The sequence below is a fragment of the Bradyrhizobium sp. 190 genome (genome assembly GCF_023073415.1).
Lineage (GTDB): Bacteria > Pseudomonadota > Alphaproteobacteria > Rhizobiales > Xanthobacteraceae > Bradyrhizobium.
Genome location: NZ_JADPJL010000047.1, coordinates 34,968 through 60,093 on the forward strand (window position 1 = coordinate 34,968; position 25,126 = coordinate 60,093).

Below are 25,126 nucleotides of genomic sequence, written 5' to 3' on the forward strand. Positions count from 1 at the left end.
TGGTTTCTGTGGCGGTAGCTGAGGCGGTATCAAATCGTCACCCTTCAGAAACGTAATAAGCTCCTGTAATGACTGGTGGGCCCGGCAGGACTCGAACCTGCAACCAGACCGTTATGAGCGGCCGGCTCTAACCATTGAGCTACAGGCCCCGCCGCGAGCGGCCGGGGAGGCGGCCGGCAACGGTGCTGGCATCGTTTACAGGCATGACAGCGATACGGCAATGCCGGCTCCGGGCCGAAAACAGGCTTTCCCAAAGCCTTGCGCTTGCCATACAACCTCTATTGCATCATTCGTCGGGATACGCTTTGAGGCCAAAAATGAAACTTGCCGCTCGGATTGCCTGTGCCTGTCTCCTTCTTTTGGTTTTGGCGGGTGGCGCCTCGGCGCAGGATGGAGGCAAGGCCATTACCAAAACCACAATCAGCCTGGGGACCGCGACGCCGGGCGGCGGTTTCCCGGTCTACGGCAACGCCTTCGCCGAAATCCTGAATGCGGCCGATCCGGGGCTCTCGATCGAGCCGCGCAACACCAAGGGCTCCAGCGAAAACATCCCGTTCCTTGAATCCGACCAGCTCGACATCGCGCTGGTGGCCGGCGAGCCGTCCTACGAAGCCTTCATGGGCATCGGGCGGGCGGCGACAAAACTGAAGATCCTCACCGCGATGTATTCCAGTCCCGGCATGTTCGTGGTGCGTGCGGACAGTCCCTACAAGACGATCAGGGATCTGGTCGGCCAGCCGGTTGCCTTCGGCGCCAAGGGGTCGGGTCTTCCGATCCTGTCGCGCTACATGCTCGACGGAATCGGGCTGAAGCAGGACGAGGATTTCAAGTCGATCTATCTCGATCGCGCCGGCGATGGTCCCGCTATGGTGCAGGACGGCCGTGCGGCGGCGCTGTGGGGCGCGGGCGTCGGCTGGCCGGGTTTTGCTACGATGGTGCAAAGCCCCGGCGGCGCACGGTTCATCGCGCCCGACGCCAGCGAGATCGCGCGCATCCGCGCCAAGCATGCGTTCCTGAAACCTCTGACGGTCCCCGCCAACAGCTATCCGAACCAGCCGGCAGCGATCGATTCCGTCGGTTCATGGAGTTTTGTGCTCGCGCGCGAAAGCCTACCCGACGACGTCGCCTACCGGCTGGCGCGCACGCTGCACGGGGCCGAAGCCGCGCTGTGCAAGAAGCTGCCGCAGGCCTGTGAGACCACGGCCGCGAACACGGTCGCGGCCGCGCCGAACGCTGCGCTGATCCATCCCGGCGTGATGAAATATTTCCGCGAGGTTGGGGTGGTGAAGTAGCTTCGCCATCCGCGCCGCGTCCGGGACGCGCTTCTATTTCTTTGCCATCGCGCAGGCCGGATCCGGCGGGCCGAACGCTTCTTCGCCCGGGATCTTGGCGAGGATCTGATAGTAGTCCCACGGATATTTCGATTCCTCCGGTTTCTTGACCTGCACCAGCCACAGGTCATGCACCATCAGATTGTCCTCGCGCAGTTTGCCGTTGCGGGAGAAGAAATCCTCGATCGGCTTTTCGCGCATCTTCGCCGCCACTTTCAGCGGCTCGTCGGTGCCGGCCTCCTTGATGGCGTTGAGATAGTGTATCACCGAGGAATAGACGCCGGCCTGCCACATCGTCGGCATCCGGTTCATCTTGGCGAAATAGCGTTTTGACCATTCACGCGTCTTGTCGTCCATGTCCCAGTAGAACGAGGTCGTCAGCAACAGGCCTTGGGCTGCCGGCAATCCCAGCGAATGGATGTCGGTGATCAAGGCAAGCAGCGCCGCCATCTGCTGGCCGCCCTTGAACACGCCGAACTCGGCGGCGGTCTTGATTTCGTTCATGTTGTTCGGCGGACCGGCGGCGATGCCGATGATCTTTGCTTTCGAGGCCTGCGCCTGCAGTACGAAGGACGACAGGTCCGGCGTCGCGAGCGGCGGGCGCACCGCGCCCAGCACCTTGCCGCCATTGGCGGTGACGACGCTGGAGGCGTCGCGTTCGAGCGCGTGGCCGAACGCATAATCGTCGGTGATGAAGAACCAGCTGTCGCCGCCGCGCTTCACCACCGCCTGCGCGGTGCCTGCGGCGAGCGAACGGGTGTCGATCACCCACTGCATCGCGTAAGGCGAGCAGAATTTGCCATGGAAATCCGCGGCCAGCGTCGAATGCGTGATGAACAGCTTCTTCTTGTCATTGGCGATGTTCTGCACCGCAAGACCGACCGCCGACACCGGAACGTCGACGATCAAATCGACCTGATCGACGTCATACCAGCGCCGCGCGATGCCGCCGCCGATATCGGGCTTGAGCTGGTGGTCGCCGACGATGATGGTGATTGGCTTGCCCAGCACCGTGCCGCCGAAATCGTCGATCGCCATTTGCGCTGATGTGACCGAGCCCTGGCCGGTCGGCGTCGCCGCCGGGCCGTTCATATCGGTGAGGACGCCGATCTTGACCACATCGTCGGAAACTTGCGCGAGCGCGGCGGTCGATGCCAGCATCGCGGCCGCGACTATTCCCAGCCTGGATAGGTTCCTGGCGAACATCTGTTTCCTCCCTGGAAGCGGCACGTTGGCCGTTGGTTTTTGCAGGCGGTTTGATCCGCCAATTGGTCTCATTTGCAACTATTTTCGGCCGGCGTCAACGTGGTTCCGGGGAAAGGCCCGACGACGGGTTGCCCCGGTTCTGTTTATTTCCGGCCCGATTCAGGGCATAGCCGGGCCATGACCTCGCCCCAGCGCCTGCCGACCTCGCTGACGCCGCTCGATGTGGCGCTCGACGCCCTGCTGAACGGATTGGAACCGGTCGCACCGGTGGAAGTAACGCTCAAGGAAGCGCTGCGTTGCATCGCTGCCGGGATGCCGCCGCTGCCGGCTCATCCGCCGCGCGATACCGCGGCGGCGGACGGCTATGCATTTTGCGCACGCGATCTCGTCGGCGCATCCTCCTATTCACCGCTGCTCTTGTCCGCGCCGCCGGTTTGGGTCGAGGCCGGCGAGGCCATTCCGGAGGAATGCGACTGCGTTCTCGATTCCGATTCGGTCGATTTCTCCGGGCCGATGCCGCAGGTGCTGGCCGAGGCGATCCCGGGGCAGGGCGTGCGCCGGGCCGGCGGCGATATCGCGGCAGGCAGTCTCGTCGCGGAGGCCGGGCGGCGTGTGCTGCCGCGCGATCTCCTGATGGCGCGCGCCTCCGGAATAGGGCGCATGAAAGTCCGCCGTCCGCGGCTCGGCGTCGTCGATGTTCCCGGCGGCGCGGTGACGGCGGATCTGATTGCGGAGAGTGCGCGGGCGGAGGGCGCCGACGTCGTGTCGTCGACCGCCGCGGGCCGCGATGCCGGACCGATTGCGGCGGCACTTGCTGACGGCGCATATGATCTGCTCCTGATCGTCGGCGGCTCCGGCGTCGGCCGCACCGACGCGGCGGTGACGGCATTGGCTGCGCGCGGCGAAGTTTTCGCCCATGGCATTGCCCTGCTGCCCGGCCGTACCTCGGCCGTCGGACGCGTCGGCAAGACGCCCGTCGTGGTGCTGCCGGGCGCGCCGGATCAGGCTTTTGCGGCATGGTGGACGCTGGCGCTTCCTGTACTCGATCGCCTCTCGGGCCGAGCCTTGCGAAAATCAGTCAATTTGCCGCTGGCGCGCAAGATTGCATCTCAGGTTGGCATGGCCGAGATCGTGTTGCTGGAGCGGAAGCAGGATATGTGGACCCCGCTGGCGGTGGGCGAATTGTCGCTGGAGGCGATCGCCCGCGCCGAAGCCTGGCTCGTGGTATCAGGCGGCTCGGAAGGCTTTGCGGCCAGCGCGCCGGTGGATGCCTATATGTTGCGGGACTGACGGGACTGATATGAGTTCGGGAATGATCAATACGACCTCGCCCAGAGATCGCGACACTAACGAGCAGGACCAGTTCCTGACGATCCTGTCGCGTGAGGATGCGCTGGCGCGTTTCGAGGCCGCCTTGTTCCCGCGTGCGGTGCCGGCAGAGAAGCGCCCGCTCGCCGACGCACTCGGCTGCGCGCTTGCTAAAGACGTGGTGGCGCCGATCGACGTGCCGCCGTTCGACCGTTCCAATGTCGATGGCTTCGCGATGCGTTCCGCCGATCTCGCTTCGGCCGGCGAGGCTTCGCCGGTGCGCGTGATGCTGAACGATGAGGTGATCGCCTGCGGCACCGCGCCGACGCGGCCGGTATTGTCGGGAACAGCCACATCAATCGCGACCGGCGGTCCGGTGCCGCGCGGGGCAGATGCTGTCGTCATGGTCGAGCATACGCAGCCGGCGGGACATCGCGCGATCGAAATCCGCCGCGCTGCGTCGCCCGGACAATTCGTGTCCTATGCCGGTTCCGACATCGCCCGCGGCGAGGCGCTGCTGCGCGCCGGCACCATCATCGGCTCGCGCGAGATCGGCATGCTGGCGGCCTGCGGCATCGCGCATGTCACCGTCGCGCGGAGGCCGCGCGTTGCGATCATCTCCACCGGCGACGAATTGGTGCAGCCTGGCCAGCCGCTGCGCCCGGCTGCGATCTACGACACCAACGGCGCGATCGTGACAGCCGCGATCTCGGAGAACGGCGGCGAGGCGCATTTTCTAGGGGCGATCCCCGACGACGAAGCGCAACTTGAATCCGCGATGCGCGAGGCGCTCGCGACCAGCGACATGCTGGTGCTGTCGGGCGGCACGTCGAAGGGCGCGGGCGACGTTTCCCATCGCATCATCGGCCGGCTGGGCGAGCCCGGCATCATCGCGCATGGCGTGGCGCTGAAGCCGGGCAAGCCGCTGTGTCTTGCGGTATGCGACGGCAAGCCCGTCATCATCCTCCCGGGATTTCCGACCTCGGCGATGTTCACCTTCCACGACATGATCGTGCCGGTGCTGCGGCGGATGGCAGGCCTGCCGCAGCGTTCGGACGCCAAGGTCAATGCGCGCGTACCGGTGCGGATCGCCTCCGAACTCGGCCGCACCGAATTCGTCATGGTGTCGCTGGTCGAAGGGGCGGACAGGTTGATCGCCTACCCCACAGGCAAGGGCTCCGGCGCCATCACGTCCTTTGCGCAGGCCGACGGCTTTCTGCGCATCGATGCGCTGGCCGATCAGATGCCGGCCGGCAGCGAGGCCGAGGTGACGTTGTTCACGCCGCATGTGCGGGTGCCGGATCTCGTCATCGTCGGCAGCCACTGCACCGGGCTCGATCTCGTCACCGCGCCGATGGCGCACGCGGGCCTCGTCGTGCGCTCGATCGCCGTCGGCAGTCTTGGCGGGCTTTCGGCCGCCAAACGCGGCGAGTGCGACTTTGCGCCGATTCATTTATTCGACGAGAAGACCGAGACCTACAACACGCCCTATCTCACTGACGGGCTCGAACTTGTGCCGGGCTGGCGGCGCATGCAGGGCATCGTGTTCCGCAAGGGCGATCGGCGCTTCGAAGGTCTGAATGCTGAAGACGCGGTGCGTGCGGCGCTGGCCGATTCCGCCTGCATCATGGTCAATCGCAACCAGGGCGCGGGCACGCGGATACTGATCGACCGGCTGCTCGGCGGCGCGCGCCCGGACGGCTACTGGAATCAGCCGCGTTCGCACAATGCGGTGGCGGCTGCGGTCGCGCAGCATCGCGCCGATTGGGGCATGACCATTGCGCCGGTCGCGCATGCGTCAAACCTGGGTTTCATTCCCTTTGCCGAAGAGCATTATGATTTTGCGCTGGTGAAGGCGCGCAAGCAGCGGCCGGCGGTGCAGGCCTTCCTCGATGCGCTGGCATCGGAAGAGGGTCGCGCGGCGCTGAAGCTGGCGGGATTTCGGCCGGCCTGACGCGCGACATGTAAGAAGCCGTCATTAGAAACGGTTCGGGCAGGGACGGGAATGGCAAGACCGCTATCGATTGCGATCATCGGCGCCGGCATGGGTGGGCTCGCGACCGCCGCGGCGCTGCGGCGGGTGGGCATCGACGTCACCGTCTACGAGCAGGCCACGCAATTCGCGCGGATCGGCGCCGGCATCCAGATCGGCTGCAACGCCATGAAGGTGCTGCGTGGTCTCGGGCTGGAGGCAAGGCTGCGTGCGCAGTCTTTCTATCCGCGCTCCTGGAACAACCGCGACTGGCGCACCGGCGAAGTCAAGTTCGACATGATCTTCGGCGAGAGCGCGGAGCAGAAGTTCGGTGCGCCCTATCTGCTCGCGCATCGCGGCGATCTTCATGCGGCTCTCGCCAGCGCCGTTCCAGACGAGTGCGTCAAGCTCAACCACAAGCTGGTCGGGCTGGAGGAAACCGGCGAGGGCATCCGGCTCGCCTTTGCCAATGGCGCAACTGCAACAGCGGATGCCGTGGTTGGCGCTGACGGGATCCATTCCCTCGTGAGAGACGTTCTGTTCGGCGCCTCGCCGGTCAGCTTCACAGGACGGATCGCCTATCGCACCACCTATCCGGCCGCGCTGCTCGGCGGTGAAAAGATTGACGATTGCACCAAATGGTGGGGCGAGGACCGGCACATCGTCATCTATTACGTCAAGCCGGACCGCAGCGAGATCTACCTCGTCACCAGTCAGCCGGAGCCGGAGTTTCGGATCGAGTCCTGGTCGGCGAAGGGCGACGTCAGGGATTTGCGCAAGGCGTTCGCCGGCTTCGACCGACAAGTTGAACAGGTGCTGGCCGCATGCCCCGACGTGCACAAATGGGCGATCGTCGATCGCAACTCGCTGGAGCGATGGGCCGACCGCAATGTCACGCTGCTCGGTGACGCCTGCCACCCGATGACGCCCTACATGGCGCAAGGCGCGGCGATGGCGATCGAGGACGCGGCGGTATTGTCGCGCTGCCTTGACGGCGTCGAAAGGGAAGGCGTTGCGAACGCGTTTCGCCGCTTCGAGGCGACGCGTAAAGATCGGACCGCGCGCATCCAGCAGACCTCGCGGGCGAATACCTGGCTCAGCGGCAAGACCGATACCGATTGGGTCTACGGCTACGACGCCTGGACCGTGCCGCTGGCGGCGTAATTTTCCCTTAACCCTGAATGCGCAACAGCTCGCTGATGATCCGTGGCTTCATCCAGCCGACGTTATCCACGATCTCCCGGCGCAGGATGTCGTGCTCCGCCTCGTATTGCTCCCGGGTGATGCCTTGGCCGCCTGTCGCCGTAACTCCGAATGCTTCCAGCGCGACGTCATGACGTTGCTTCCAGTCGATCACGCGCTTGGTCATGACTTCCGTGATCGCCGGCACCGTACCGGGATGGCCTGCCAGATCACAGGCCTCCTTGGTACGTACATCCCCTGCCAGCATAAGTACGTTCCACTCATCGAACCCTATGAGCTTCATCTGGGCATACAGGAACGCACCATGTTCGCCGTCCCAGATCGTGTGGTCGATGACCAGAAAAGGTACGGCATGGCAGTAGCCATAGCGCGCCCTCATGTCGCGGTTGAAGGCTTCAGTGCGCTCATGTAGCCGCTGCTTGGCCGCCGCGAAGAGAGCGATATAGTCCTCTGCCGTCGGCAGGATGTTGCGCGCATCATCCGGGGCAAGACCAACTTCCCGCAGGAAGTTGCCGATCTTTGGATCGTCCCAGAGTTCCCTGGAGAAGACGCGGGTCACACCATCTGCGTCCGGTGTCGCGCGCATTGTCTCCTTGAATTCGGTAAAGCTTTGCGGCTTCCTGCGTCCGAATATTGCCATGGTGCCTCGCGCCTAATCCACCGCGATAACCCTATGGGCAAGCACATTAAATTGCATTTAATCTGAATCTGAAATCACGACCGAATTCTTCAATCTCCAGGTAGTTAAGCGGATTGCTTACCGAGCCCGCGGTCGTCCCCGCGAACGCGGGGACCCATACGCCGCGGCCCGGCTGATGAAAGGCGGTGGTTGACGTCCTGCTTAACTCACAACGTCCTGTGGTTATGGGTCCCCGCGCCACGTGCGCAATTGCGCACTAGGCGGGGACGACGAGGGAGAGAGTTGAGTCAACCCCCGTCCAGCGCCGCCAGCCGTTCTGCCTCGGCGATGTCATCCACGGTGTTGGCGTTGAAAAACGGATCGAGCGGTTCGACCGGCCACGTCACGGTGGCGAGTTTGTAGCGCGCGGTCCAGCGGTCGATCTTCCTGACGTCTTCGACGACAAGCGCGTGACGCAGCTCTTCGCGCAAGCCGACGCTCCATAGTCCGATCACCGGATGCGACTGTCCATCGGAGGCGGCGACGGCAAGCTCGGCCTTCTCCGCTTCGAGCGCAGCCTGCAGCCGCGACACCAGATCGCGCGGCAGGAAGGGGCAGTCGGCGGCGGCGCTGAGAACGAGTTTTACATCTGGCCGGTTGGCCGCAGCCCAGTCGAGCGCTGCGAGGACACCGGCGAGCGGACCGGGAAAATCCGCAACGCCGTCAGCGACGACTGGCAATCCGAACGCCGCAAAGCGCGCAGGATCGCCATTGGCGTTGAGGATGAGGCCGTCGCATTGCGGTTTCAACCGCGCGATCACGCGGTCGAGGATGGTGCGATCGGCAATGGTGCGCATCGGCTTGTCGCCGCCACCCATCCGTCGCGCAAGGCCCCCGGCGAGCAGCACGCCGGGAATTTTGACGGTCCCCGTCGCGTCAGTCATCGCTTTCACCCTTGCGCTTGTGCCGCGCGGATTCTTCCTCGACATAGTCGAGGTTCTGGTCGAACACGATCCGCTCCTGTCCCGACAGCGCGATGAAGCGTTTTCCCCGCGTGCGGCCGACCAGCGTCAGCCCGACCTGCCGCGCCAGCTCGACGCCCCACGCGGTGAAGCCAGAGCGCGAGACGAGAATGGGGATACCCATCCGCACCGTCTTGATCACCATCTCCGAAGTAAGGCGGCCGGTGGTGTAGAGGATCTTGTCGGCGGGATCGACGCCGTGGCGATAGATCCAGCCTGCGATCTTGTCGACCGCGTTATGGCGGCCGACGTCCTCGGTGTAGCACACCGGCGTGCCTTCCTTGCACAGCACGCAGCCATGGATCGCGCCGGCTTCCAGATAGAGCGAGGGCATGGTGTTGATCGCGTGCGTCATCTGGTAGAGCCAGGACGTGCGCAATTCCGCCTTTGGCAGCGCCACGCTTTCGACCGCTTCCAGCAGATCGCCAAATGCTGTGCCCTGCGCACAGCCCGAGGTTTGCGTGCGCTTCTTCAGTTTTGCCTCAAAGTTGGTGTGGTGCTCGGTGCGCACTACCACCACCTGAAGGTCGTCGTCATATTCGACCTCGGTGACGACGTCGTCGTATTTCAGCATGTTCTGGTTCAGGAGATAGCCGAGCGCGAGGTATTCCGGATAGTCGCCGATCGTCATCATGGTGACGATCTCCTGGGCGTTCAGGTACAGCGTCAGCGGCCGCTCCACCGGCACCCTGATCTCGACGGCGGCGCCGGCCTGGTCGGTCCCGGCGACGCGCTCGGTCAGCCGCGGATCCTCGGGATTCGGCACGATCAGGGGGGCGGGGGCTTTCTCGATTTTCATCATGTCCGCAGGTTAGCATGACAATGGCTGTCAGCCGATATAAAGCACCTTTGGAGAATGCCTAGCCCGGTCCGGCCAGGACAGCGGAGAATGCGATGAAAGTAATAGGCCTCGCGGGATGGAGCGGCGCCGGCAAGACCACCTTGCTGACGCGGGTGATCCCGCAATTGCAGAAACGGGGCCTGCGCGTATCCGTGATCAAGCACGCCCATCACGCCTTCGATGTCGACGTGCCCGGCAAGGATTCCTGGAAGCATCGCGAGGCCGGTGCGGCCGAAGTCCTGGTGTCGTCCAGCCAGCGCTGGGCCCTGATGCACGAGCTGCGCGGGGCCCGCGAGCCGCGGCTGCCGGAACTGCTGGCAAAGATGTCGCCGGTCGATCTCGTCGTCGTCGAGGGTTTCAAGCGCGAGCCGCACCGCAAAATCGAGATTTATCGCGCCGCGAATGAAAAACCGCTGCTGTTCCCCGACGATCCCGGCATTGTCGGCATCGCGACCGATACGGCGGTTGAAACCACGCTGCCGACCGCCCATCTCGACGATATCGAGGCGGTGGCGGCGATGATGCTGAAATCGGCGATATCGCTCGAGGACGTGCTGGCGAAATGCGAAGCTGAGGGCTGATCAGGCACATGGCGCAATTGTCCGACGATTGCTTTGCCTTCGGCGGGCCGATGATGTCGGTCGATGAGGCCGTGGGCCTCATTGCGACGCGCGTGACGCCGGTCGTGGATGTCGAGACGGTCATGCTTGCCCGCGCCGATGGCCGCATTCTCGCGCACGATATTTTGGCGCCGCTGCCGCTGCCACCCTTCACCAATTCCGCCGTCGACGGCTATGCGGTTTCGAGCCGCGACCTGCCGCAAAAGGAAGAACAGGCATTTCCGGTGATCGGCCGCGTTCAGGCGGGTAGCTCCACGCCTGCGCCGCTCAAGCCGGGGCAGGCGGTGCGCATCTTTACCGGCGCGCCTATGCCCGAAGGCGCCGATACTGTGTTTATGCAGGAAGACGTGCGCGTTGACGGCGAGGAGGTCGTGCTTCCTGCGGGCCTGAAGCCCGGCGCCAATGTGCGGCCCGCGGGCGAAGACATTCCGTCAGGCTTTGCGGCGCTGCAGGCCGGCCAGCGGCTGCGGCCGCAGGATGTTGCGCTTGCCGCGGCCTTCGGCCTGACAGAGCTCGATGTCGTCAGGCGCCTTCGCATCGCCGTGTTCTCCACCGGCAACGAACTGGCGTCGCCGGGCGAAGCGCGCGCCACGGCGCAATTGTTCGATTCCAACCGTTTCATGCTGATGGCGATGCTGTCGCGGCTCGGCTGCGAGGTCAGCGATCTCGGCATCCTCAGGGACGACCGCGCCGCGCTCGCGCGCGCCCTGCAAGACGTGGCCGGCACCCACGACCTGATCCTCACCACCGGCGGCGTTTCGACCGGCGAGGAGGACCACGTCAAGGCGAGCGTCGAAAGCGTCGGCAGGCTGGTGCTGTGGCGGATGGCGATCAAGCCGGGGCGCCCCGTCGCGATGGGCATCATCGGCGGCACGCCTTTCATCGGATTGCCCGGCAATCCGGTGGCGAGTTTTGTCACCTTCGTTCACGTGGTGCGCCCCACGATCCTGGCGCTGTCAGGTGCGCGGCCGGAGCCGCTGATGCCGATGCCGGTTCGCGCCGCCTTCAGCTACAAGAAGAAGATCGCGCGCCGCGAATATGTTCGCGTCAACCTGCGCAAGGCGGCGGACGGCGCGCTCGAAGCGGTGAAGTTTCCGCGCGAAGGTGCGGGCCTGTTGTCTTCGCTGGTCGATACCGATGGCCTGGTCGAACTCGGCGAACAGGTGACGCTGGTCGAGCCCGGCCAGACGGTCGGGTTTCTGTCTTATGCAGGTCTGATCTAGGAATGTAGGGTGGGCAAAGGAGCGTCAGCGACGTGCCCACCATCTATCATCTGGCGCGCTTCTAGATGGTGGGCACGCTTCCGCCTTCGCTCTTCGAGCTACGGCGGACAAGTCGCTTTGCCCATCCCACGGACCGTCCGTTGACGAAGCAGTTCTGCTTCGCCATGGTCGGCGCATGACGACGACAAAACTCGATCTTGCCGGGCTGAAATGCCCGCTTCCGGCGTTGAAGACGCGCAAGGCGCTGAAGACATTACCGCCCGGCGACAGGCTGGAAGTGCTCTGCACGGATCCGCTGTCGGTAATCGACATCCCGAATCTCATTCGCGAGACCGGCGACAAGGTCGAAATCACCGAGCGCAGCCAGGACCGTATCGTGTTTTTGATAGAGAAAACAGCAGGTTCCGTGGAAAAGGCAAATGCCTGAGCGGGACGGCTGGGGCAAAATCCTTGCTCGTCAATTAGACGACCGAGCGATTGCCGGGTGCGACATTCGGTCCTAGAAACCCCGGCATGAACTTCCCGACATCGAAGGCGAGCGCAGCGGTATCCCCTGCCACGATCAATGAACCTGCGGCAAAACTCGGCAAACCGGCCGGCAGCCCCGAGTTCAGCGCGCTGGCGCAGGCCTCGATCCTGATCGTCGATGACGAGCCCGGGATGCGCAATTTTCTCGTGCGCACGCTGGGGCCGCGCTGCAAGCATGTGGCGGAGGCGGCCGACACCGACGAAGCCTCGCGCCTGCTCGACAAGAGCCGATTCGACGTCGTCATCCTCGACAACATCATGCCGGGCAAGAATGGCGTCGACTGGCTCGCCGAGCAGCGCGCCGTCGGCTTCTTTGCCGACGCCATCCTCATCACCGCCTATGCCGATCTCGACACCGCCATTCAGGCGCTGCGCGCCGGCGCGGTCGATTTCGTGCTGAAACCGTTCCGCTCTAACCAGATCTTGAACGCGGTGGCGCGTTGTCTGGACCGGGTCCGGTTGCAGCGCGAGAATTATGTGCTGCGCTATGCGCTGCGCGCTTCCTCCGATCGCACGTTCCTGCGCGACAATCTGATCGGGACGTCACCGGCGACCCGCGGCGTGCGGGAAACCATTGCCCGCGTCGCCCGCCTTCCGACATCAATCCTGCTCACCGGCGAATCCGGAACCGGCAAGGAAGTCGCGGCGCGCTCGATTCATTCGCTGTCCGATCGCGCTGACAAGCCCTTCGTGCCGGTCAACTGTGCTGCGATTCCGCCCGAGATGATCGAGGCCGAACTGTTCGGCCACATCAAGGGAGCCTTCACCGGCGCAGACAGCGGGCGCGAGGGCCTGTTTCTCTATGCGCATGGCGGCACGCTGTTCCTGGATGAAATCGGCGAACTGCCGCTGCCGATGCAGAGCAAGTTGCTCCGCGTTCTGGAGGATCGCCGCGTTCGTCCCGTCGGCTCCGAGCGTGAGGTGCCGGTTGATCTTCGCCTCATCTTTGCGACCAATGCCGATCTGCAGAAGGGAGTAGAGAAGGGGCGCTTTCGGGCCGACCTCTATTATCGCCTGAACGTCATGCAGATTCATCTGCCGCTGCTGAAGGATCGCGGCGACGACGTGCAGGAACTCGCCGCGATCTTCATGAACAAGCTCTCGATACAGCTCGGTATGCCGCCGGTTGCGATCGGCAGCGCGGTCCGCGCCGCATTGGCAAGTTACGACTGGCCGGGCAATGTGCGGGAGCTACGCAATCTGATCGAACGCACGCTGATCCTCGGCGCGTTCCCGGACGATTTCGCCGGGCCGCGAAGCGATGGCCAGCCGGCCGCCGCCGATAGCCTGGCCGATCTGGAGCGCCGGCACATTCTTTCTGTCCTGAAAGAAACCGGCGGCAACCGTGAGGAAGCCGCGCGCCGGCTTGGAATCTCGCGCAAGACCATCGACCGCAAATGCGCGCTATGGAATGTCTGAGCGGGCAGGCAGCATGAACGAGCCGGCGCGCGGGCGCTCCGTTCGTTTTCGGCTGCTGGCGATCGCGCTGCTGCCCATGCTGGTCATCCTGCCGCTGCTGCTCGGGGTCGCCATTTATCGCTGGAATGCGAGGTTCGACGCCACGCTGATTTCGAAGGTGAATGGCGATCTCACCATCGCGCATCAGTATCTGGCCCGCATTCTGGAAAAGACCGGCGTTCAGATCCGCGCACTCGGCCTCTCCGCCCGCTTCCGCGATGTGGAAGAGCACGATCCGCTGTCCGCCGTGGCCGACCTGCTCGAAACTTCCCGCAAGGAGCTCGGTCTCGACTTTCTCTATCTGATGGACTCGAGCGGAAAGATCCTCGCCTCGTCACCCGCGTTTCCGGGACGGCCAAAGCGCGATTGGCCGATCATTACTTCGGCGTTGTCGGGGGAAGCGCCGTCCGCCGGCATCGACATCTTCACCAATGACGAGCTCGCGGCGATTTCGCCCGCGCTTGCCGAACGTGCGCGCCTCGATCTGGTGCCGACGCCGAACGCGGTGCCGACCGATCGCAGCACGGAAACGCACGGCATGGTCGTGCATGCGGCGAGCCGGGCGACGACCCCTGGGGGAGCGCCGGCTGCGTTGGTCGGGGGCATTCTGCTCAATCAGAATCTGGAGTTCATCGATACGATCAACGACCTCGTCTACCAGTCGGCCAGCCTCCCGGAGGGCAGCCAGGGAACGGCGACGCTGTTTCTGGACGACGTGCGGATTTCGACCAACGTCCGCCTGTTCGAGGGACGGCGCGCGCTGGGGACGCGGGTATCGGCAGCGGTCCGCTCTGCAGTGATGGGTGAGGGACGCACCTGGCTAGACAGCGCGTTCGTCGTCAACGACTGGTACATTTCAGCCTACGAGCCGCTCGTCGACAGCTATGGCAAGCGCGTCGGCATGCTCTATGTCGGGTTTCTGCAGAAACCGTTCAACGACGCGAAGTTTGAGACGCTCCTGATTATCGCGCTCGCATTCATCGTGATCACGGCAGCAACCGTGCCGATCTTCCTGCGCTGGGCGCAGTCGATATTCATGCCTCTCGAACGCGTCACGACGACGATCGGCGAAGTGGAGAGTGGCAATCTGTCCGCCCGCACCAAATTGCCGGCGTCGGGCGACGAGATCGGCCGCGTGGCGTTTCACCTCGATACCCTGCTCGACCAGATCCAGGAGCGCGACCGGCAATTGCGCGAGTGGAACGAGGAGTTGAATACGCGGGTCCGCGAGCGAACCAGGGATCTCGAGCATGCCAATCTGAAGCTGGAGGCGACTACCAAGCAGCTCATCATGTCCGAGAAGCTCGCCGCGATCGGCGAAATTACCGCCGGCGTGGCGCATGAGATCAACAATCCGATCGCGGTGATGCAGGGCAACCTCGACGTCATCCGCAGCGTGATCGGCGACGAGGCCGACAAGGCCAAGGTCGAGTTCCGCCTGCTGGATGAGCAGATTCACCGCATCAGCCAGATCGTCATGAAGCTGCTCCAGTTTGCGCGACCGGAGGAATACGCCGGCTATATCGAGCGCCACGCGCCGGGGAGCGTCGTTCAGGATTGTTTGCCGCTGGTCCAGCATCTCCTGAACAAGACTGAAATCAGGGTAGTGAGAGAAGATCGGGCGAGCCGCCTGGTCCTGATGAATCGCACCGAGCTTCAGCAGGTGGTGATCAATCTGATCGTCAACGCCATCCATGCCATGCCCGACGGCGGCACGCTGGCACTCCGCTCGTTCGACGCCGATCGCGACGGCAACGCGGGCATTTCAGTAGAAGTGGCCGACACCGGCATCGGCATGAACGCGGATGTCATGGACAAGGTGTTCGATCCCTTCTTCACGTCGAAACGCCGGGAAGGCACCGGCCTTGGTCTGTCCATCAGTCAGACGCTGGTGAAGCGCCAACGCGGCCATATCACTGTCGAAAGCCGGATCGGCGCGGGGAGCACATTCCGCGTATGGCTGCCGGAAGCGAGCTGACCGGACATTTTGTCCAAGGCGCGTCCGGACATTTTGTCCATGGCTGCGAGAATCCCTCCACTAAGTGATTGATTTTCCGTATCGCGCCATTTGGCACGCGGATTGCTGTCCCTCCAACCTAAGAGTTGAAATGGGGAGGGGGCGCGATGGCCGGATGTTCGGTCGCAAAGGGGGCGACAGCGCGAGCGAAGTCGTTCGCTGCTTGCGTCTTCCTGACGCGCTCGCACCGCACTCAAAACGATTTTGCCTCGAGACCAACTCCGATCGGTCGCGTGTGCGCCACACGTGCACGCACAGCGATCGGCGTTTCGCGGCTCACCTCACGCAATTCCCCAACTTTCCAACCGATGTGCCGGTAAGGCCACGAACCCGGAGGTTTTTTCTATGAGCACTGCCGATGTCACTCTTGCACCATCAGGTGCGCTCGGACTCCTTGACAAGGAGCGAACAATCGCAACCGCCGGCTTCAATCGCTGGCTGGTGCCTCCGGCGGCGCTTTGCATCCATCTCTGCATCGGCATGGCCTATGGCTTCAGCGTGTTCTGGCTGCCGCTGTCGCGCGCGCTCGGGATGAGCGCGCCGAAGGTATGCTCCGACATGACGCTGGTGCAGGAACTCTTCACCACCACCTGCGACTGGAAGGTCGCCAGCATGGGCTGGATGTACACGCTGTTCTTTGTGCTGCTCGGTATTGCCGCCGCGGTGTGGGGCGGCTGGCTCGAGCGCGTCGGCCCGCGCAAGGCGGGCTTCGTCTCGGCGCTGTGCTGGTGCGGTGGCCTGTTCCTCGGCGCGATCGGCATCTACACGCATCAGCTTTGGTTGCTGTGGCTCGGCTCGGGCGTGATCGGCGGCATCGGTCTTGGTCTCGGTTACATCTCGCCGGTGTCGACGCTGGTGAAATGGTTCCCTGACCGCCGCGGCATGGCGACCGGCATGGCCATCATGGGTTTTGGCGGCGGTGCCATGATCGGCGCGCCGCTGGCGAACCTGCTGATGAACTATTTCAAGTCGCCGACCTCGGTCGGCGTCTGGGAAACCTTCGTCGCAATGGGCGTCATCTATTTCGTGTTCATGATGATCGGCGCGTTCCGCTATCGCATTCCGCCGGCCGGCTGGCGGCCCGAGGGCTGGACGCCGCCGGCAAAAGCCAATGCGATGATCTCGCAGAACCACGTTCATCTGAAGGACGCGCACAAGACGCCGCAATTCTGGCTGATCTGGTGGGTGCTCTGCCTCAACGTGTCGGCGGGCATTGGCGTGATCGGCATGGCTTCGCCGATGCTGCAGGAAATCTTCGCCGGCAAGCTGATCGGATTGCCCGACGTCGGCTTCAACCAGCTCGACGCCACGCAGAAGGCGACGATCGCCGGCATCGCGGCCGGCTTCGCCGGACTGCTCTCGCTGTTCAACATCGGCGGCCGCTTCTTCTGGGCGTCGCTGTCGGACAAGATCGGCCGCAAGAACACCTATTATACGTTCTTCATCCTCGGCATCGTGCTCTACGCGCTGGCGCCGACCTTCGCCGCGATGGGTTCGAAGCTTTTGTTCGTGCTCGGCTTCGGCATCATCCTGTCGATGTATGGCGGCGGCTTCGCCACCGTGCCGGCCTATCTCGCCGACATGTTCGGCACCCAGTTCGTCGGCGCGATCCACGGCCGTCTGCTGACGGCCTGGTCGACGGCTGGCATCATCGGTCCCGTGGTCGTGAACTACATCCGCGAGTTCCAGCTTGCCGCCGGCGTTCCGCGCGACCAGCTCTACAACACCACGATGTACATCCTGTGCGCCATGCTGATCGCGGGCCTGATCTGCAACTACCTGATCAAGCCGGTCGATAAAAAATGGCACATGAGCGATGCCGAGGTCGCCAAGCTGCAGGCGGCAACGGCGACCGCGGGGGCATCGGGACCGTCGGGCTCCTATGGCATCGGATTTGGCGGGCTCGACGCCAAGGCCGCGCTGTTCTGGGCGTTTGTCGGCACCCCGCTGGCCTGGGGCGTGTGGAAGACGCTGGAAAGCGCCGTCAAGATACTTTGATGACGGAGGACGCCGCGGGGCCGCCAGTCAGCGTATCCCGCGGCACCTTCACCCGGGTTCCGCGCAGCGATCGATGCGTCTTCGCAATCGCAGCATGGGATGGCTTTATTGATCTTGCCGTCATTTCGCGGTCTCATTCGTGTAGACAGCGGGCGTGGGTCGAGAGCGGTGATTCCGCGGTCCCGCTCAAGTAAATCCTTGCCACAGCCTCATAATTCGCTTGGCATCTGGTATGCCAGAGATTAGAGTCGATCTAATTCAGGTTCAGAGAACGAGACGTATCAATGAATGTCCATGACGTACAAACGGTCCGTGCGTTCGAACATCCGGGCGCGGGACGGAAGCGGGCCAAGGCGACCCCCAAGGGGCGCCAGGTTGACCCCACCGCCGCCCACGAGATCGAGCTTCTGCTCGGCGAGCGGCCGCGGCGGCGCGATCTCCTGATCGAGCACCTGCACCTGATCCAGGACAAGTATCGCCAGATCTCGGCGGCGCATCTCGCAGCGCTGGCCGACGAGATGAAGCTGTCATTTGCGGAAGTATTCGAGACCGCGACCTTCTACGCGCATTTCGACGTGGTGAAGGAAGGCGAGCCTGATATCGCGCCGCTGACCATCCGCGTCTGCGACTCACTCACCTGCGCCATGATGGGCGCGGAAAAGCTGCTTAGCGAATTGCAGGACAAGTCCGGCCCTGGCATTCGCGTGGTGCGCGCGCCCTGCGTCGGATTCTGCGATAGTGCCCCGGTCGCCGAAGTCGGACACCGCTATGTACTCAATGCGACTTCGGCCGAGGTCCTCGATACCGCGGCGCGGGGCGAGACCCATCCAATCATCCCGTCCTACGTCGATTACGAGACCTATGTCAGCGAGGGCGGCTACAAGCTGCTTAGTGACTTGCGTGCGGGGCGGATCAGCAAGGAAGACATTCTCAAAGTTCTGGACGACTCCAGCCTGCGGGGGCTCGGCGGCGCCGGCTTTCCCACCGGCCGCAAATGGCGGGCAGTGCTGGGCGAGCCGGGTCCCCGGCTGATGGCCGTCAATGGCGACGAGGGCGAGCCCGGCACGTTCAAGGATCGCTTCTATCTGCTCCGCGACGTTCACCGTTTCCTCGAAGGGACGTTGATTGCGGCGCATATCATCGACGCGGAGGACGTCTACATCTATCTGCGTGACGAATATCCTGCCGCGCTCAAGCTGCTTCCGCTCGAGATTGCCAAGCTGCCCGCAGGCGGTCCGCGAATTCACATGCGTCGCGGCGCTGGCGCCTATATCTGCGGCGAGGAGTCCGCGCTGCTCGAGAGTCTTGAAGGCAAGCGCGGCTTGCCGCGGCACAAGCCACCCTATGCGTTCCAGGTCGGCCTGTTCGGCCTGCCGACGCTCATCAACAATGTCGAGACTTTGTTCTGGGTGCGCGACATCGTTGAGAAAGGCTCCGACTGGTGGAAGAGCCACGGCCGCAACGACCGTGTCGGGCTGCGCAGCTACTCGGTCTCTGGGCGCGTCAAGAATCCCGGCGTCAAGCTGGCACCGGCGGGTGTCACGGTGCGCGAACTGATTGACGAATTCTGCGGCGGCATGGCGGATGGACACACCTTCCACGCTTACCTGCCGGGCGGCGCATCGGGCGGCATCCTGCCAGCGTCGATGGACAACATCCCGCTCGATTTCGGCACGCTGGAAAAATACGGCTGCTTCATCGGTTCCGCCGCCGTCGTCATCATGTCCGAGCAGGACAGCGTGAAGGGCGCGGCGCTGAACCTGATGAAATTCTTCGAAGATGAGAGCTGCGGCCAGTGCACCCCGTGCCGCGTCGGCACCCAGAAGGCGGCGATCCTGATGGAAAAGCCGGTCTGGGATCGCGAGTTGCTCGACCAGTTGAGCCAGGCGATGCGCGATGCCTCGATTTGCGGGCTTGGACAAGCCGCCTCGAATCCGCTGACGTCAGTGATCAAATATTTTCCGGAAGAGTTCGTGCCGAAAGAGGCTGCGGAATGACCAAGATCAAGTTCGAACTCGACGGCAAGCAAGTCGAGGCCAACGCGGGCGAGACTATCTGGCAGGTGGCAAAACGCCACCAGAAGGAAATCCCGCATCTCTGCTATTCGCCTGAGCCTGACTACCGGCCTGACGGCAATTGCCGCGCCTGCATGGTCGAGATCGAGGGCGAGCGCGTGCTGGCGGCGTCCTGCAAGCGAACGCCAAGCGTCGGCATGAAGGTGAAGACCGAGAGCGCCCGCGCGGTCGCCGCGCAGAAGATGGTGATGGAATTGCTGGTCGCCGACCAGCCGGCGCGCGAGACCTCGCACGATCCCGATTCGAAGTTCTGGCACTGGGCCGAGAAGGTCGAGGTGACCGAGAGCCGTTTCCCGGCCGCCGAGCGCTGGCAGGGCGACACCAGCCATCCCGCGATGAGCGTCAATCTCGATGCCTGCATCCAGTGCGGCCTCTGCGTGCGCGCCTGCCGCGAGGTGCAGGTCAACGACGTCATCGGCATGGCCTATCGCAGCCACGAAGCCAAGATCGTGTTCGACTTCGACGATCCCATGGGTGAATCTACCTGCGTCGCCTGTGGCGAATGCGTGCAGGCCTGTCCGACCGGCGCTCTCATGCCCTCGGTGATGCTGGACGAGAACCAGACCCGCGTGACCTATGCCGACAAGAAGGTGGACTCGCTGTGCCCGTTCTGCGGCGTCGGCTGTCAGGTCACCTATCAGGTCAAGGACGAGAAGGTCATCTACGCCGAAGGCCGCGACGGCCCGGCCAACCACAACCGTCTCTGCGTCAAGGGCCGCTTCGGCTTCGACTACATCCATCATCCGCATCGGCTGACAAAACCGCTGGTGCGGCTGCCGAATGCGAAGAAGGACGCTAACGACCAGGTCGATCCGGCCAATCCGTTCACGCATTTCCGCGAAGCCTCGTGGGAAGAAGCGCTGGATATCGCCGCCAAGGGCCTCGTCAAGATCCGTGACGAGAAGGGCGTCAAGGCGCTGGCCGGTTTCGGCTCCGCCAAAGGCTCGAACGAAGAGGCGTATCTGTTCCAGAAGCTGGTGCGCACCGGCTTCGGCTCCAACAATGTCGACCACTGCACGCGGCTGTGCCACGCTTCATCAGTGGCCGCGCTGATGGAAGGGTTGAACTCGGGCGCGGTGTCGGCGCCGTTTGCGGCGGCGATGGACGCCGAAGTCATCATCGTGATCGGCGCCAACCCGACCGTGAACCATCCGGTTGCCGCGACCTACATCAAGAACGCAGCCAAGCGCGGCGCCAAGCTGATCGTGATGGATCCGCGCCGGCAGTCGCTGTCGCGCCACGCCTGGCGGCATCTGGCGTTCAAGCCCGGCAGCGACGTCGCGATGCTGAACGCGATGCTCCACACCATCATCACCGAAGGGCTGACCGACCAGCAATATATCGCGGGCTACACCGAAGGTTTTGATGAACTCGCCGAGCGCATCAAGGATTTCCCGCCGGAGAAGATGGAAGCGATCTGCGGCATTCCCGCAGAGACGCTGAAGGAAGTCGCGCGGGTCTATGCCCGCTCGCAGTCCTCGATCATCTTCTGGGGCATGGGCATCAGCCAGCACATCCACGGTACCGATAACGCGCGCTGCCTGATTGCGCTGGCGTTGACGACAGGCCAGGTCGGCCGTCCCGGCACCGGCCTGCATCCGCTGCGCGGCCAGAACAACGTGCAGGGCGCTTCCGACGCCGGCCTGATCCCGATGTTCCTGCCGGACTATCAGCCGGTCGGGCGCACCGATCTGCGTGAGCCCTTTGAAAAGCTCTGGCATCAGGACCTCGATCCGGTGCGCGGGTTGACCGTTGTCGAGATCATGAACGCGATCCACGCCGGCGAAATCACCGGCATGTATATCGAGGGCGAAAACCCTGCGATGTCCGACCCCGATCTGCAGCACGCGCGCGGTGCGCTGGCGATGCTCGATCATCTGGTCGTGCAGGATCTTTTCGTCACCGAAACCGCGTTCCATGCCGACGTGATCCTGCCGGCCTCGGCTTTTGCGGAGAAGAGCGGCACCTTCACCAACACCGACCGCCGCGTGCAGCTCGCGCGCGAGGTGATCCGGCCGCCGGGTGACGCGCGGCAGGATCTCTGGATCATCCAGGAGATCGGCAAGCGCATGGGCCTGCCCTGGAACTATGACGGTCCGGCCGATGTGTTCACCGAGATGACGCAGGTGATGCCGTCGCTGAACAACATCACCTGGGACCGGCTGGTGCGCGAGGGCGCGGTGACCTATCCGGTCGACGCTTCGGACAAGCCCGGCAACGAGATCATCTTCACCACGGGTTTCCCGACCGCGAGCGGCCGCGGCAAGATCGTGCCGGCCAAGGTGATCGCCCCCGACGAGGTGCCCGACACCGAATATCCGATGGTGCTGTCGACGGGCCGCGTGCTCGAACACTGGCACACGGGGTCGATGACTCGCCGCGCCAGCGTGCTCGACCAGATCGAGCCGGAGGCGGTGGCATTCATGTCGCCAAAGGATATGCGGCGCCTCAGCGTATGGCCCGGCGATTTCATCCGCCTGGAAACCCGCCGCGGCGCCGTCGAGGTCAAGGTGCGCTCTGACCGCGACGTGCCGGAGAACATGGTGTTCATGCCGTTCTGCTACGCGGAGGCGGCAGCAAACCTGTTGACCAACCCGGCGCTCGACCCGTTCGGCAAGATCCCCGAGTTCAAGTTCTGCGCCGTGCGCGCGGAGAAGGTGGAATTGCAGTCGGCGGCGGAGTAGCGCGGTCCTTGCGGACGGCCAGGTCTAGTAGCCCGGATGAGCGAAGCGATATCCGGGGCTCAACGTCCGCGCTTCACTGTGCGGGAAGGACGAAGACCTGGCCGGGATAGATCCGGTTGGGATTGCGGATTTGTCCCTTGTTAGCCTTGTAGATGACGGCGTAGCGCGTGCCCGCGCCGTAGGTGACCTGGCTGAGACGCCAGAGGCTATCACCGCGGGAGACGGTGGTGGTTGCGATCTTCGGCACCACCACGGTGGAGGGCGATGAGCTTCCGTCCGGCAAAACGGTAGCCCCTGCGGCCGCCAGTTGCGGACCGGCTGTGTCCGGGCGCTTGGCCGCGCTGGCCTGCGCCGACAACGACGCGGTCGTGTCGGGAACGTTGAACGGCACCTCGGCGCGTGCGCGGACCGTGCCGGAACTCGAGGCCTCGTCCACCCTGACACGGTAGCTGCCCGGTCCGACCCCTTCATTGATGGTGACTGCAAAACGTCCATCCGCGCCGGCCGTTACCGACGTCACAAAGCTGTCGTTGAGATAAAGCCTCAGCGCCGCGCCGGCGCGTGCCTGCCCGCTCGCATGGAACTTGCCGCTCGGCTCGATCTCGACCGTCTCCACGACCACTGCGCCGGCTGCCGGTTTTGGCGCATCCGGTTGCGACAGCACGACGGTGGGCTTGTTCGGCGTGACCAGCGCTACGACCGGCCGGTCAGTCGATTTCGGCTCCAGCGCCGCCGTCACGTGCTGCCTGGATGTGGCCATCGTGCCATCAGCCTGTTTCGAGCGCAGCGTCAGGTCGTAAGTGCCGGAAGGAAGCTTGGGCGGTACCATGACGAATTGTCCGGACTTATCAGCGACCGCGCGGTCATGCACTTCGCCATCGCGCAGCAGTTCCACCGTTGCGCCCGGCGTCGCCCGGCCCGCGATGACGGCGTCGCCTGTCGGCTCGATGCGGGCAACGTCGAACGTCGGCACGCCGTCACTGTTTTCGGGCGATGCGGGTGATCCGATCAGCGCGTCCACGACGGCGTTTGCTTCCGACTTGGCCGTTGCGAGCGCGGCCACTCGCGTATCAGCTGCAGGCTTCGAGGTCGCAGGCGCCGTCGTTGCAGCCATGGTGTCAGCCGGCGGCTCCCGGCGCACGTACTGAATGGCGAAGACGGCGCCACCGGCGGCTACAACCGCCACCAGGGGGAGGACTATTCGGCTAATCGATATGGCAGTCATGATGCTCACCCGCCTGCCGGATCGCTGGCGCGTCCGTAGTTTATACCGTCTTAAGCAGGGTGGGTACTGGTTTGCGCCCGGAAAATGCAGTCTTTTCGGCGCCTTAGAAGCCTACAACCAGCCGACGCGCCGGAACCGCCAGAATAGGGCTGCGCATACCAGCAGGATCGTGCTGATTACGCCAAAATAGCCATACTGCCACTCCAGCTCCGGCATATGCTTGAAGTTCATGCCGTAGATGCCGGCGATCGCCGTCGGGACTGCGATGATGGCGAGCCATGACGCCAGTTTCTTGGACACCGCGGTCTCCTGTGCCTGGCCGACCAGAAGGCTTGCCTCAAAGGCAAACGCCAGCACCTCGCGAAGCGAATCGATCTGCTCCTGCACCGTCCGGACGTGGTCCGTGACGTCGCGAAACAACGGCTGCATCGTGGATCGCACCATCGGCAGATTGTCATGCTCGAGCCGGCGGCAGACTTCCACCAGGGGCCCAACCGCATTGCGCAGCCGCAGCAGGTCGCGCCGGAGCAAATAGAGGCGCTCGATCTGCGCCTGCGTCATGGCGCTGGCGAGCACCTGCGCTTCCATCGCCTCGACTTCCTCCTGAATGGTTTCGAGCACGGGGGAGTAGTTGTCGACGATGAAGTCGAGGATGGCGTAGAGAATGTAATCCTCGCCCCGGGCCAGCGCCCGAGGGCAGCTTTCGCATCGTTCGCGCACCGGCTTGTAGGACGTCGAGGCGCCGTGCCGGACCGACACGATATATCCTTCGCCGACGAACAGATGCGTCTCGCCGAATGCGATGCTGTCACCCTCGAGCTGCGCGGTGCGCGCGACGATGAACAGCGCGTCGCCATATTGCTCGATCTTCGGTCGTTGATGGGCGTGGTCGGCATCCTCGATCGCAAGGTCATGCAGCTCGAACTGCCGCTGCACGCGGCGTAGCACGGCGATATCGGGTTCATGGAGTCCGATCCAGACCACGTGGTCGGGCTTGCTGCGCCAGCTCGAGGCTTCATCGATGGCGATGTTGGCGACACGCCGGCCTTCGACGTAGACGCCGGCTGCGACCACGCCGTCGGCGGCGATCGGCTCGGTTTTCGTAATGCCTGACGATGCGACGTTCATGGCTTCCACCCTCGATGATTGTTGCCGAACCTTGCTTCGCGGCGATGTTTTCGAATGAAGCTAGCACCATGGAATCCGCCGTCAATGCGATCGGGGCGACGATGTTCCCGCAAGCTCCTTCGACCATGCCGCTGGCGCGCCCTGTCAATCTTTATGCCGCGTCTATGCGAAAGGAACGCCGGGCCTCTCGAAATCCTATGCCTGCCTTTGCATGTTCGCTTATCCGGCGCGCGCTTCGCGCCGACATTGGGAAGACGAACATGACGCTTTTCTACACGCACCATGACCGGCGGTACGGCTCGGCGGGAGGCTTTTCCATCGGCCGCGCGGTACGCCGCCTGAGGACCGCACTGAAGACAATTCATCGCGCGATCGCCGCCGCAAAGATCCGGCGGCTGCGCAACGAATTGCGGCTGCACGCTGCAACGCGTGCGAAGTGGGCGCGCCCGCACCAACCCGAGCCGGAAGCGCATGGCGACCGGATTCCGCGTCAGCCGCTGCATCTCGGCGAGAAATGGGATTTCTGACATGCGACGATCAGTATCGGCGGCATCATTGCTGCGCGCGCTAACCCGCTTGCTGACCTGGTTTGGTAACGAGCCGGTCAGGATCTATCGCCCGGAAGCTCACTACATGCGTGGTCCAGGACCGGCGTGGCGGGCGAAGCA

At 63.9% G+C, this 25,126-nt stretch carries 19 protein-coding genes and 1 tRNA gene; 13 read left to right on the top strand and 7 right to left on the bottom strand.

Going from position 1 to position 25,126, the window contains the following annotated elements; all coding sequences use genetic code 11:
• Window positions 1-73: 73 nt before the first annotated feature.
• A tRNA-Ile gene (locus IVB22_RS24570) sits at window positions 74-149 on the bottom strand.
• A gap of 168 nt (window positions 150-317) precedes the next feature.
• On the opposite strand from IVB22_RS24570, the gene IVB22_RS24575 reads away from it, so the two are divergent.
• Window positions 318-1,292 (top strand): TAXI family TRAP transporter solute-binding subunit, encoded by a 975-nt coding sequence (locus IVB22_RS24575; protein WP_247519835.1) that lies wholly within the window; start codon window positions 318-320, stop codon window positions 1,290-1,292.
• 33 nt (window positions 1,293-1,325) lie between these two features.
• Here IVB22_RS24575 and IVB22_RS24580 read toward each other — a convergent pair whose 3' ends face one another.
• Entirely contained in the window at window positions 1,326-2,537 is a 1,212-nt protein-coding gene (locus IVB22_RS24580) for an ABC transporter substrate-binding protein (RefSeq protein WP_247519836.1), read from the bottom strand.
• 177 nt (window positions 2,538-2,714) lie between these two features.
• On the opposite strand from IVB22_RS24580, the gene IVB22_RS24585 reads away from it, so the two are divergent.
• The 3 genes from IVB22_RS24585 to IVB22_RS24595 are packed head-to-tail and all read left to right on the top strand — an operon-like array spanning window position 2,715 to window position 6,981.
• Window positions 2,715-3,827, top strand: coding sequence for a molybdopterin-binding protein (locus IVB22_RS24585; protein ID WP_247519837.1), 1,113 nt, complete (start codon window positions 2,715-2,717; stop codon window positions 3,825-3,827).
• Window positions 3,828-3,849: 22 nt separating this feature from the next.
• On the top strand, window positions 3,850-5,799 hold the full coding sequence (locus tag IVB22_RS24590; RefSeq protein ID WP_247519838.1) for a molybdopterin biosynthesis protein: 1,950 nt from the start codon (window positions 3,850-3,852) through the stop codon (window positions 5,797-5,799).
• 51 nt (window positions 5,800-5,850) lie between these two features.
• The gene (locus IVB22_RS24595; RefSeq protein WP_247519839.1) at window positions 5,851-6,981 is read left to right on the top strand and encodes an FAD-dependent monooxygenase; all 1,131 of its coding nucleotides are present in this window, start codon (window positions 5,851-5,853) and stop codon (window positions 6,979-6,981) included.
• Window positions 6,982-6,988: 7 nt separating this feature from the next.
• Here IVB22_RS24595 and IVB22_RS24600 read toward each other — a convergent pair whose 3' ends face one another.
• From IVB22_RS24600 to IVB22_RS24610, 3 genes are all read right to left on the bottom strand, one after another.
• On the bottom strand, window positions 6,989-7,660 hold the full coding sequence (locus IVB22_RS24600) for a hypothetical protein (protein ID WP_247519840.1): 672 nt from the start codon (window positions 7,658-7,660) through the stop codon (window positions 6,989-6,991).
• A 287-nt stretch (window positions 7,661-7,947) separates the two neighbouring features.
• Entirely contained in the window at window positions 7,948-8,583 is a 636-nt protein-coding gene (mobA, locus tag IVB22_RS24605) for a molybdenum cofactor guanylyltransferase MobA (protein WP_247519841.1), read from the bottom strand.
• Window positions 8,576-9,463, bottom strand: a complete 888-nt coding sequence (locus IVB22_RS24610; protein ID WP_247519842.1) for a formate dehydrogenase accessory sulfurtransferase FdhD — start codon at window positions 9,461-9,463, stop codon at window positions 8,576-8,578. Before IVB22_RS24610 ends, mobA begins: the two co-directional genes overlap by 8 nt.
• Window positions 9,464-9,555: 92 nt before the next feature.
• Between IVB22_RS24610 and mobB the strand changes: the two genes are divergently transcribed.
• From mobB to fdhF, 8 genes are all read left to right on the top strand, one after another.
• On the top strand, window positions 9,556-10,083 hold the full coding sequence (gene mobB, locus IVB22_RS24615) for a molybdopterin-guanine dinucleotide biosynthesis protein B (RefSeq protein ID WP_247519843.1): 528 nt from the start codon (window positions 9,556-9,558) through the stop codon (window positions 10,081-10,083).
• Between the two features lie 8 nt (window positions 10,084-10,091).
• Window positions 10,092-11,345, top strand: a complete 1,254-nt coding sequence (gene glp, locus IVB22_RS24620) for a gephyrin-like molybdotransferase Glp (protein ID WP_247519844.1) — start codon at window positions 10,092-10,094, stop codon at window positions 11,343-11,345.
• Window positions 11,346-11,520: 175 nt separating this feature from the next.
• Entirely contained in the window at window positions 11,521-11,772 is a 252-nt protein-coding gene (locus IVB22_RS24625) for a sulfurtransferase TusA family protein (protein ID WP_247519845.1), read from the top strand.
• An 86-nt stretch (window positions 11,773-11,858) separates the two neighbouring features.
• Window positions 11,859-13,292, top strand: a complete 1,434-nt coding sequence (locus IVB22_RS24630; RefSeq protein WP_247519846.1) for a sigma-54 dependent transcriptional regulator — start codon at window positions 11,859-11,861, stop codon at window positions 13,290-13,292.
• A gap of 13 nt (window positions 13,293-13,305) precedes the next feature.
• Entirely contained in the window at window positions 13,306-15,309 is a 2,004-nt protein-coding gene (locus IVB22_RS24635) for a HAMP domain-containing sensor histidine kinase (RefSeq protein WP_247519847.1), read from the top strand.
• Between the two features lie 384 nt (window positions 15,310-15,693).
• Window positions 15,694-17,346 carry an OFA family MFS transporter gene (locus IVB22_RS24640; RefSeq protein ID WP_247519848.1) on the top strand — a complete coding sequence of 551 codons (1,653 nt, stop codon included), beginning with the start codon at window positions 15,694-15,696 and terminating at the stop codon, window positions 17,344-17,346.
• A 284-nt stretch (window positions 17,347-17,630) separates the two neighbouring features.
• On the top strand, window positions 17,631-19,343 hold the full coding sequence (locus IVB22_RS24645; protein WP_247519849.1) for an NADH-ubiquinone oxidoreductase-F iron-sulfur binding region domain-containing protein: 1,713 nt from the start codon (window positions 17,631-17,633) through the stop codon (window positions 19,341-19,343).
• Window positions 19,340-22,105 (top strand): formate dehydrogenase subunit alpha, encoded by a 2,766-nt coding sequence (gene fdhF, locus IVB22_RS24650; protein ID WP_247519850.1) that lies wholly within the window; start codon window positions 19,340-19,342, stop codon window positions 22,103-22,105. Before IVB22_RS24645 ends, fdhF begins: the two co-directional genes overlap by 4 nt.
• Before the next feature lie 73 nt (window positions 22,106-22,178).
• On the opposite strand, the gene IVB22_RS24655 is transcribed toward fdhF, so the two are convergent.
• Window positions 22,179-23,330, bottom strand: coding sequence for a LysM peptidoglycan-binding domain-containing protein (locus IVB22_RS24655; protein ID WP_247519851.1), 1,152 nt, complete (start codon window positions 23,328-23,330; stop codon window positions 22,179-22,181).
• 111 nt (window positions 23,331-23,441) lie between these two features.
• Window positions 23,442-24,458: a magnesium and cobalt transport protein CorA gene (locus IVB22_RS24660; RefSeq protein ID WP_247519852.1), complete on the bottom strand. Its 1,017-nt coding sequence runs from the start codon at window positions 24,456-24,458 to the stop codon at window positions 23,442-23,444.
• Window positions 24,459-24,718: 260 nt separating this feature from the next.
• On the opposite strand from IVB22_RS24660, the gene IVB22_RS24665 reads away from it, so the two are divergent.
• Complete coding sequence (locus IVB22_RS24665) at window positions 24,719-24,985, top strand: hypothetical protein (RefSeq protein WP_247519853.1); 267 nt, start codon at window positions 24,719-24,721, stop codon at window positions 24,983-24,985.
• Window positions 24,986-25,126: the final 141 nt, after the last annotated feature.

Coding starts and splice junctions, on each gene's coding strand:
- IVB22_RS24575 (WP_247519835.1), top strand. CDS start 318: ATGAAACTTGCCGCTCGGATTGCCTGTGCCTGTCTCCTTCTTTTGGTT.
- IVB22_RS24580 (WP_247519836.1), bottom strand. CDS start 2,537: ATGTTCGCCAGGAACCTATCCAGGCTGGGAATAGTCGCGGCCGCGATG.
- IVB22_RS24585 (WP_247519837.1), top strand. CDS start 2,715: ATGACCTCGCCCCAGCGCCTGCCGACCTCGCTGACGCCGCTCGATGTG.
- IVB22_RS24590 (WP_247519838.1), top strand. CDS start 3,850: ATGATCAATACGACCTCGCCCAGAGATCGCGACACTAACGAGCAGGAC.
- IVB22_RS24595 (WP_247519839.1), top strand. CDS start 5,851: ATGGCAAGACCGCTATCGATTGCGATCATCGGCGCCGGCATGGGTGGG.
- IVB22_RS24600 (WP_247519840.1), bottom strand. CDS start 7,660: ATGGCAATATTCGGACGCAGGAAGCCGCAAAGCTTTACCGAATTCAAG.
- mobA (WP_247519841.1), bottom strand. CDS start 8,583: ATGACTGACGCGACGGGGACCGTCAAAATTCCCGGCGTGCTGCTCGCC.
- IVB22_RS24610 (WP_247519842.1), bottom strand. CDS start 9,463: ATGATGAAAATCGAGAAAGCCCCCGCCCCCCTGATCGTGCCGAATCCC.
- mobB (WP_247519843.1), top strand. CDS start 9,556: ATGAAAGTAATAGGCCTCGCGGGATGGAGCGGCGCCGGCAAGACCACC.
- glp (WP_247519844.1), top strand. CDS start 10,092: ATGGCGCAATTGTCCGACGATTGCTTTGCCTTCGGCGGGCCGATGATG.
- IVB22_RS24625 (WP_247519845.1), top strand. CDS start 11,521: ATGACGACGACAAAACTCGATCTTGCCGGGCTGAAATGCCCGCTTCCG.
- IVB22_RS24630 (WP_247519846.1), top strand. CDS start 11,859: ATGAACTTCCCGACATCGAAGGCGAGCGCAGCGGTATCCCCTGCCACG.
- IVB22_RS24635 (WP_247519847.1), top strand. CDS start 13,306: ATGAACGAGCCGGCGCGCGGGCGCTCCGTTCGTTTTCGGCTGCTGGCG.
- IVB22_RS24640 (WP_247519848.1), top strand. CDS start 15,694: ATGAGCACTGCCGATGTCACTCTTGCACCATCAGGTGCGCTCGGACTC.
- IVB22_RS24645 (WP_247519849.1), top strand. CDS start 17,631: ATGAATGTCCATGACGTACAAACGGTCCGTGCGTTCGAACATCCGGGC.
- fdhF (WP_247519850.1), top strand. CDS start 19,340: ATGACCAAGATCAAGTTCGAACTCGACGGCAAGCAAGTCGAGGCCAAC.
- IVB22_RS24655 (WP_247519851.1), bottom strand. CDS start 23,330: ATGACTGCCATATCGATTAGCCGAATAGTCCTCCCCCTGGTGGCGGTT.
- IVB22_RS24660 (WP_247519852.1), bottom strand. CDS start 24,458: ATGAACGTCGCATCGTCAGGCATTACGAAAACCGAGCCGATCGCCGCC.
- IVB22_RS24665 (WP_247519853.1), top strand. CDS start 24,719: ATGACGCTTTTCTACACGCACCATGACCGGCGGTACGGCTCGGCGGGA.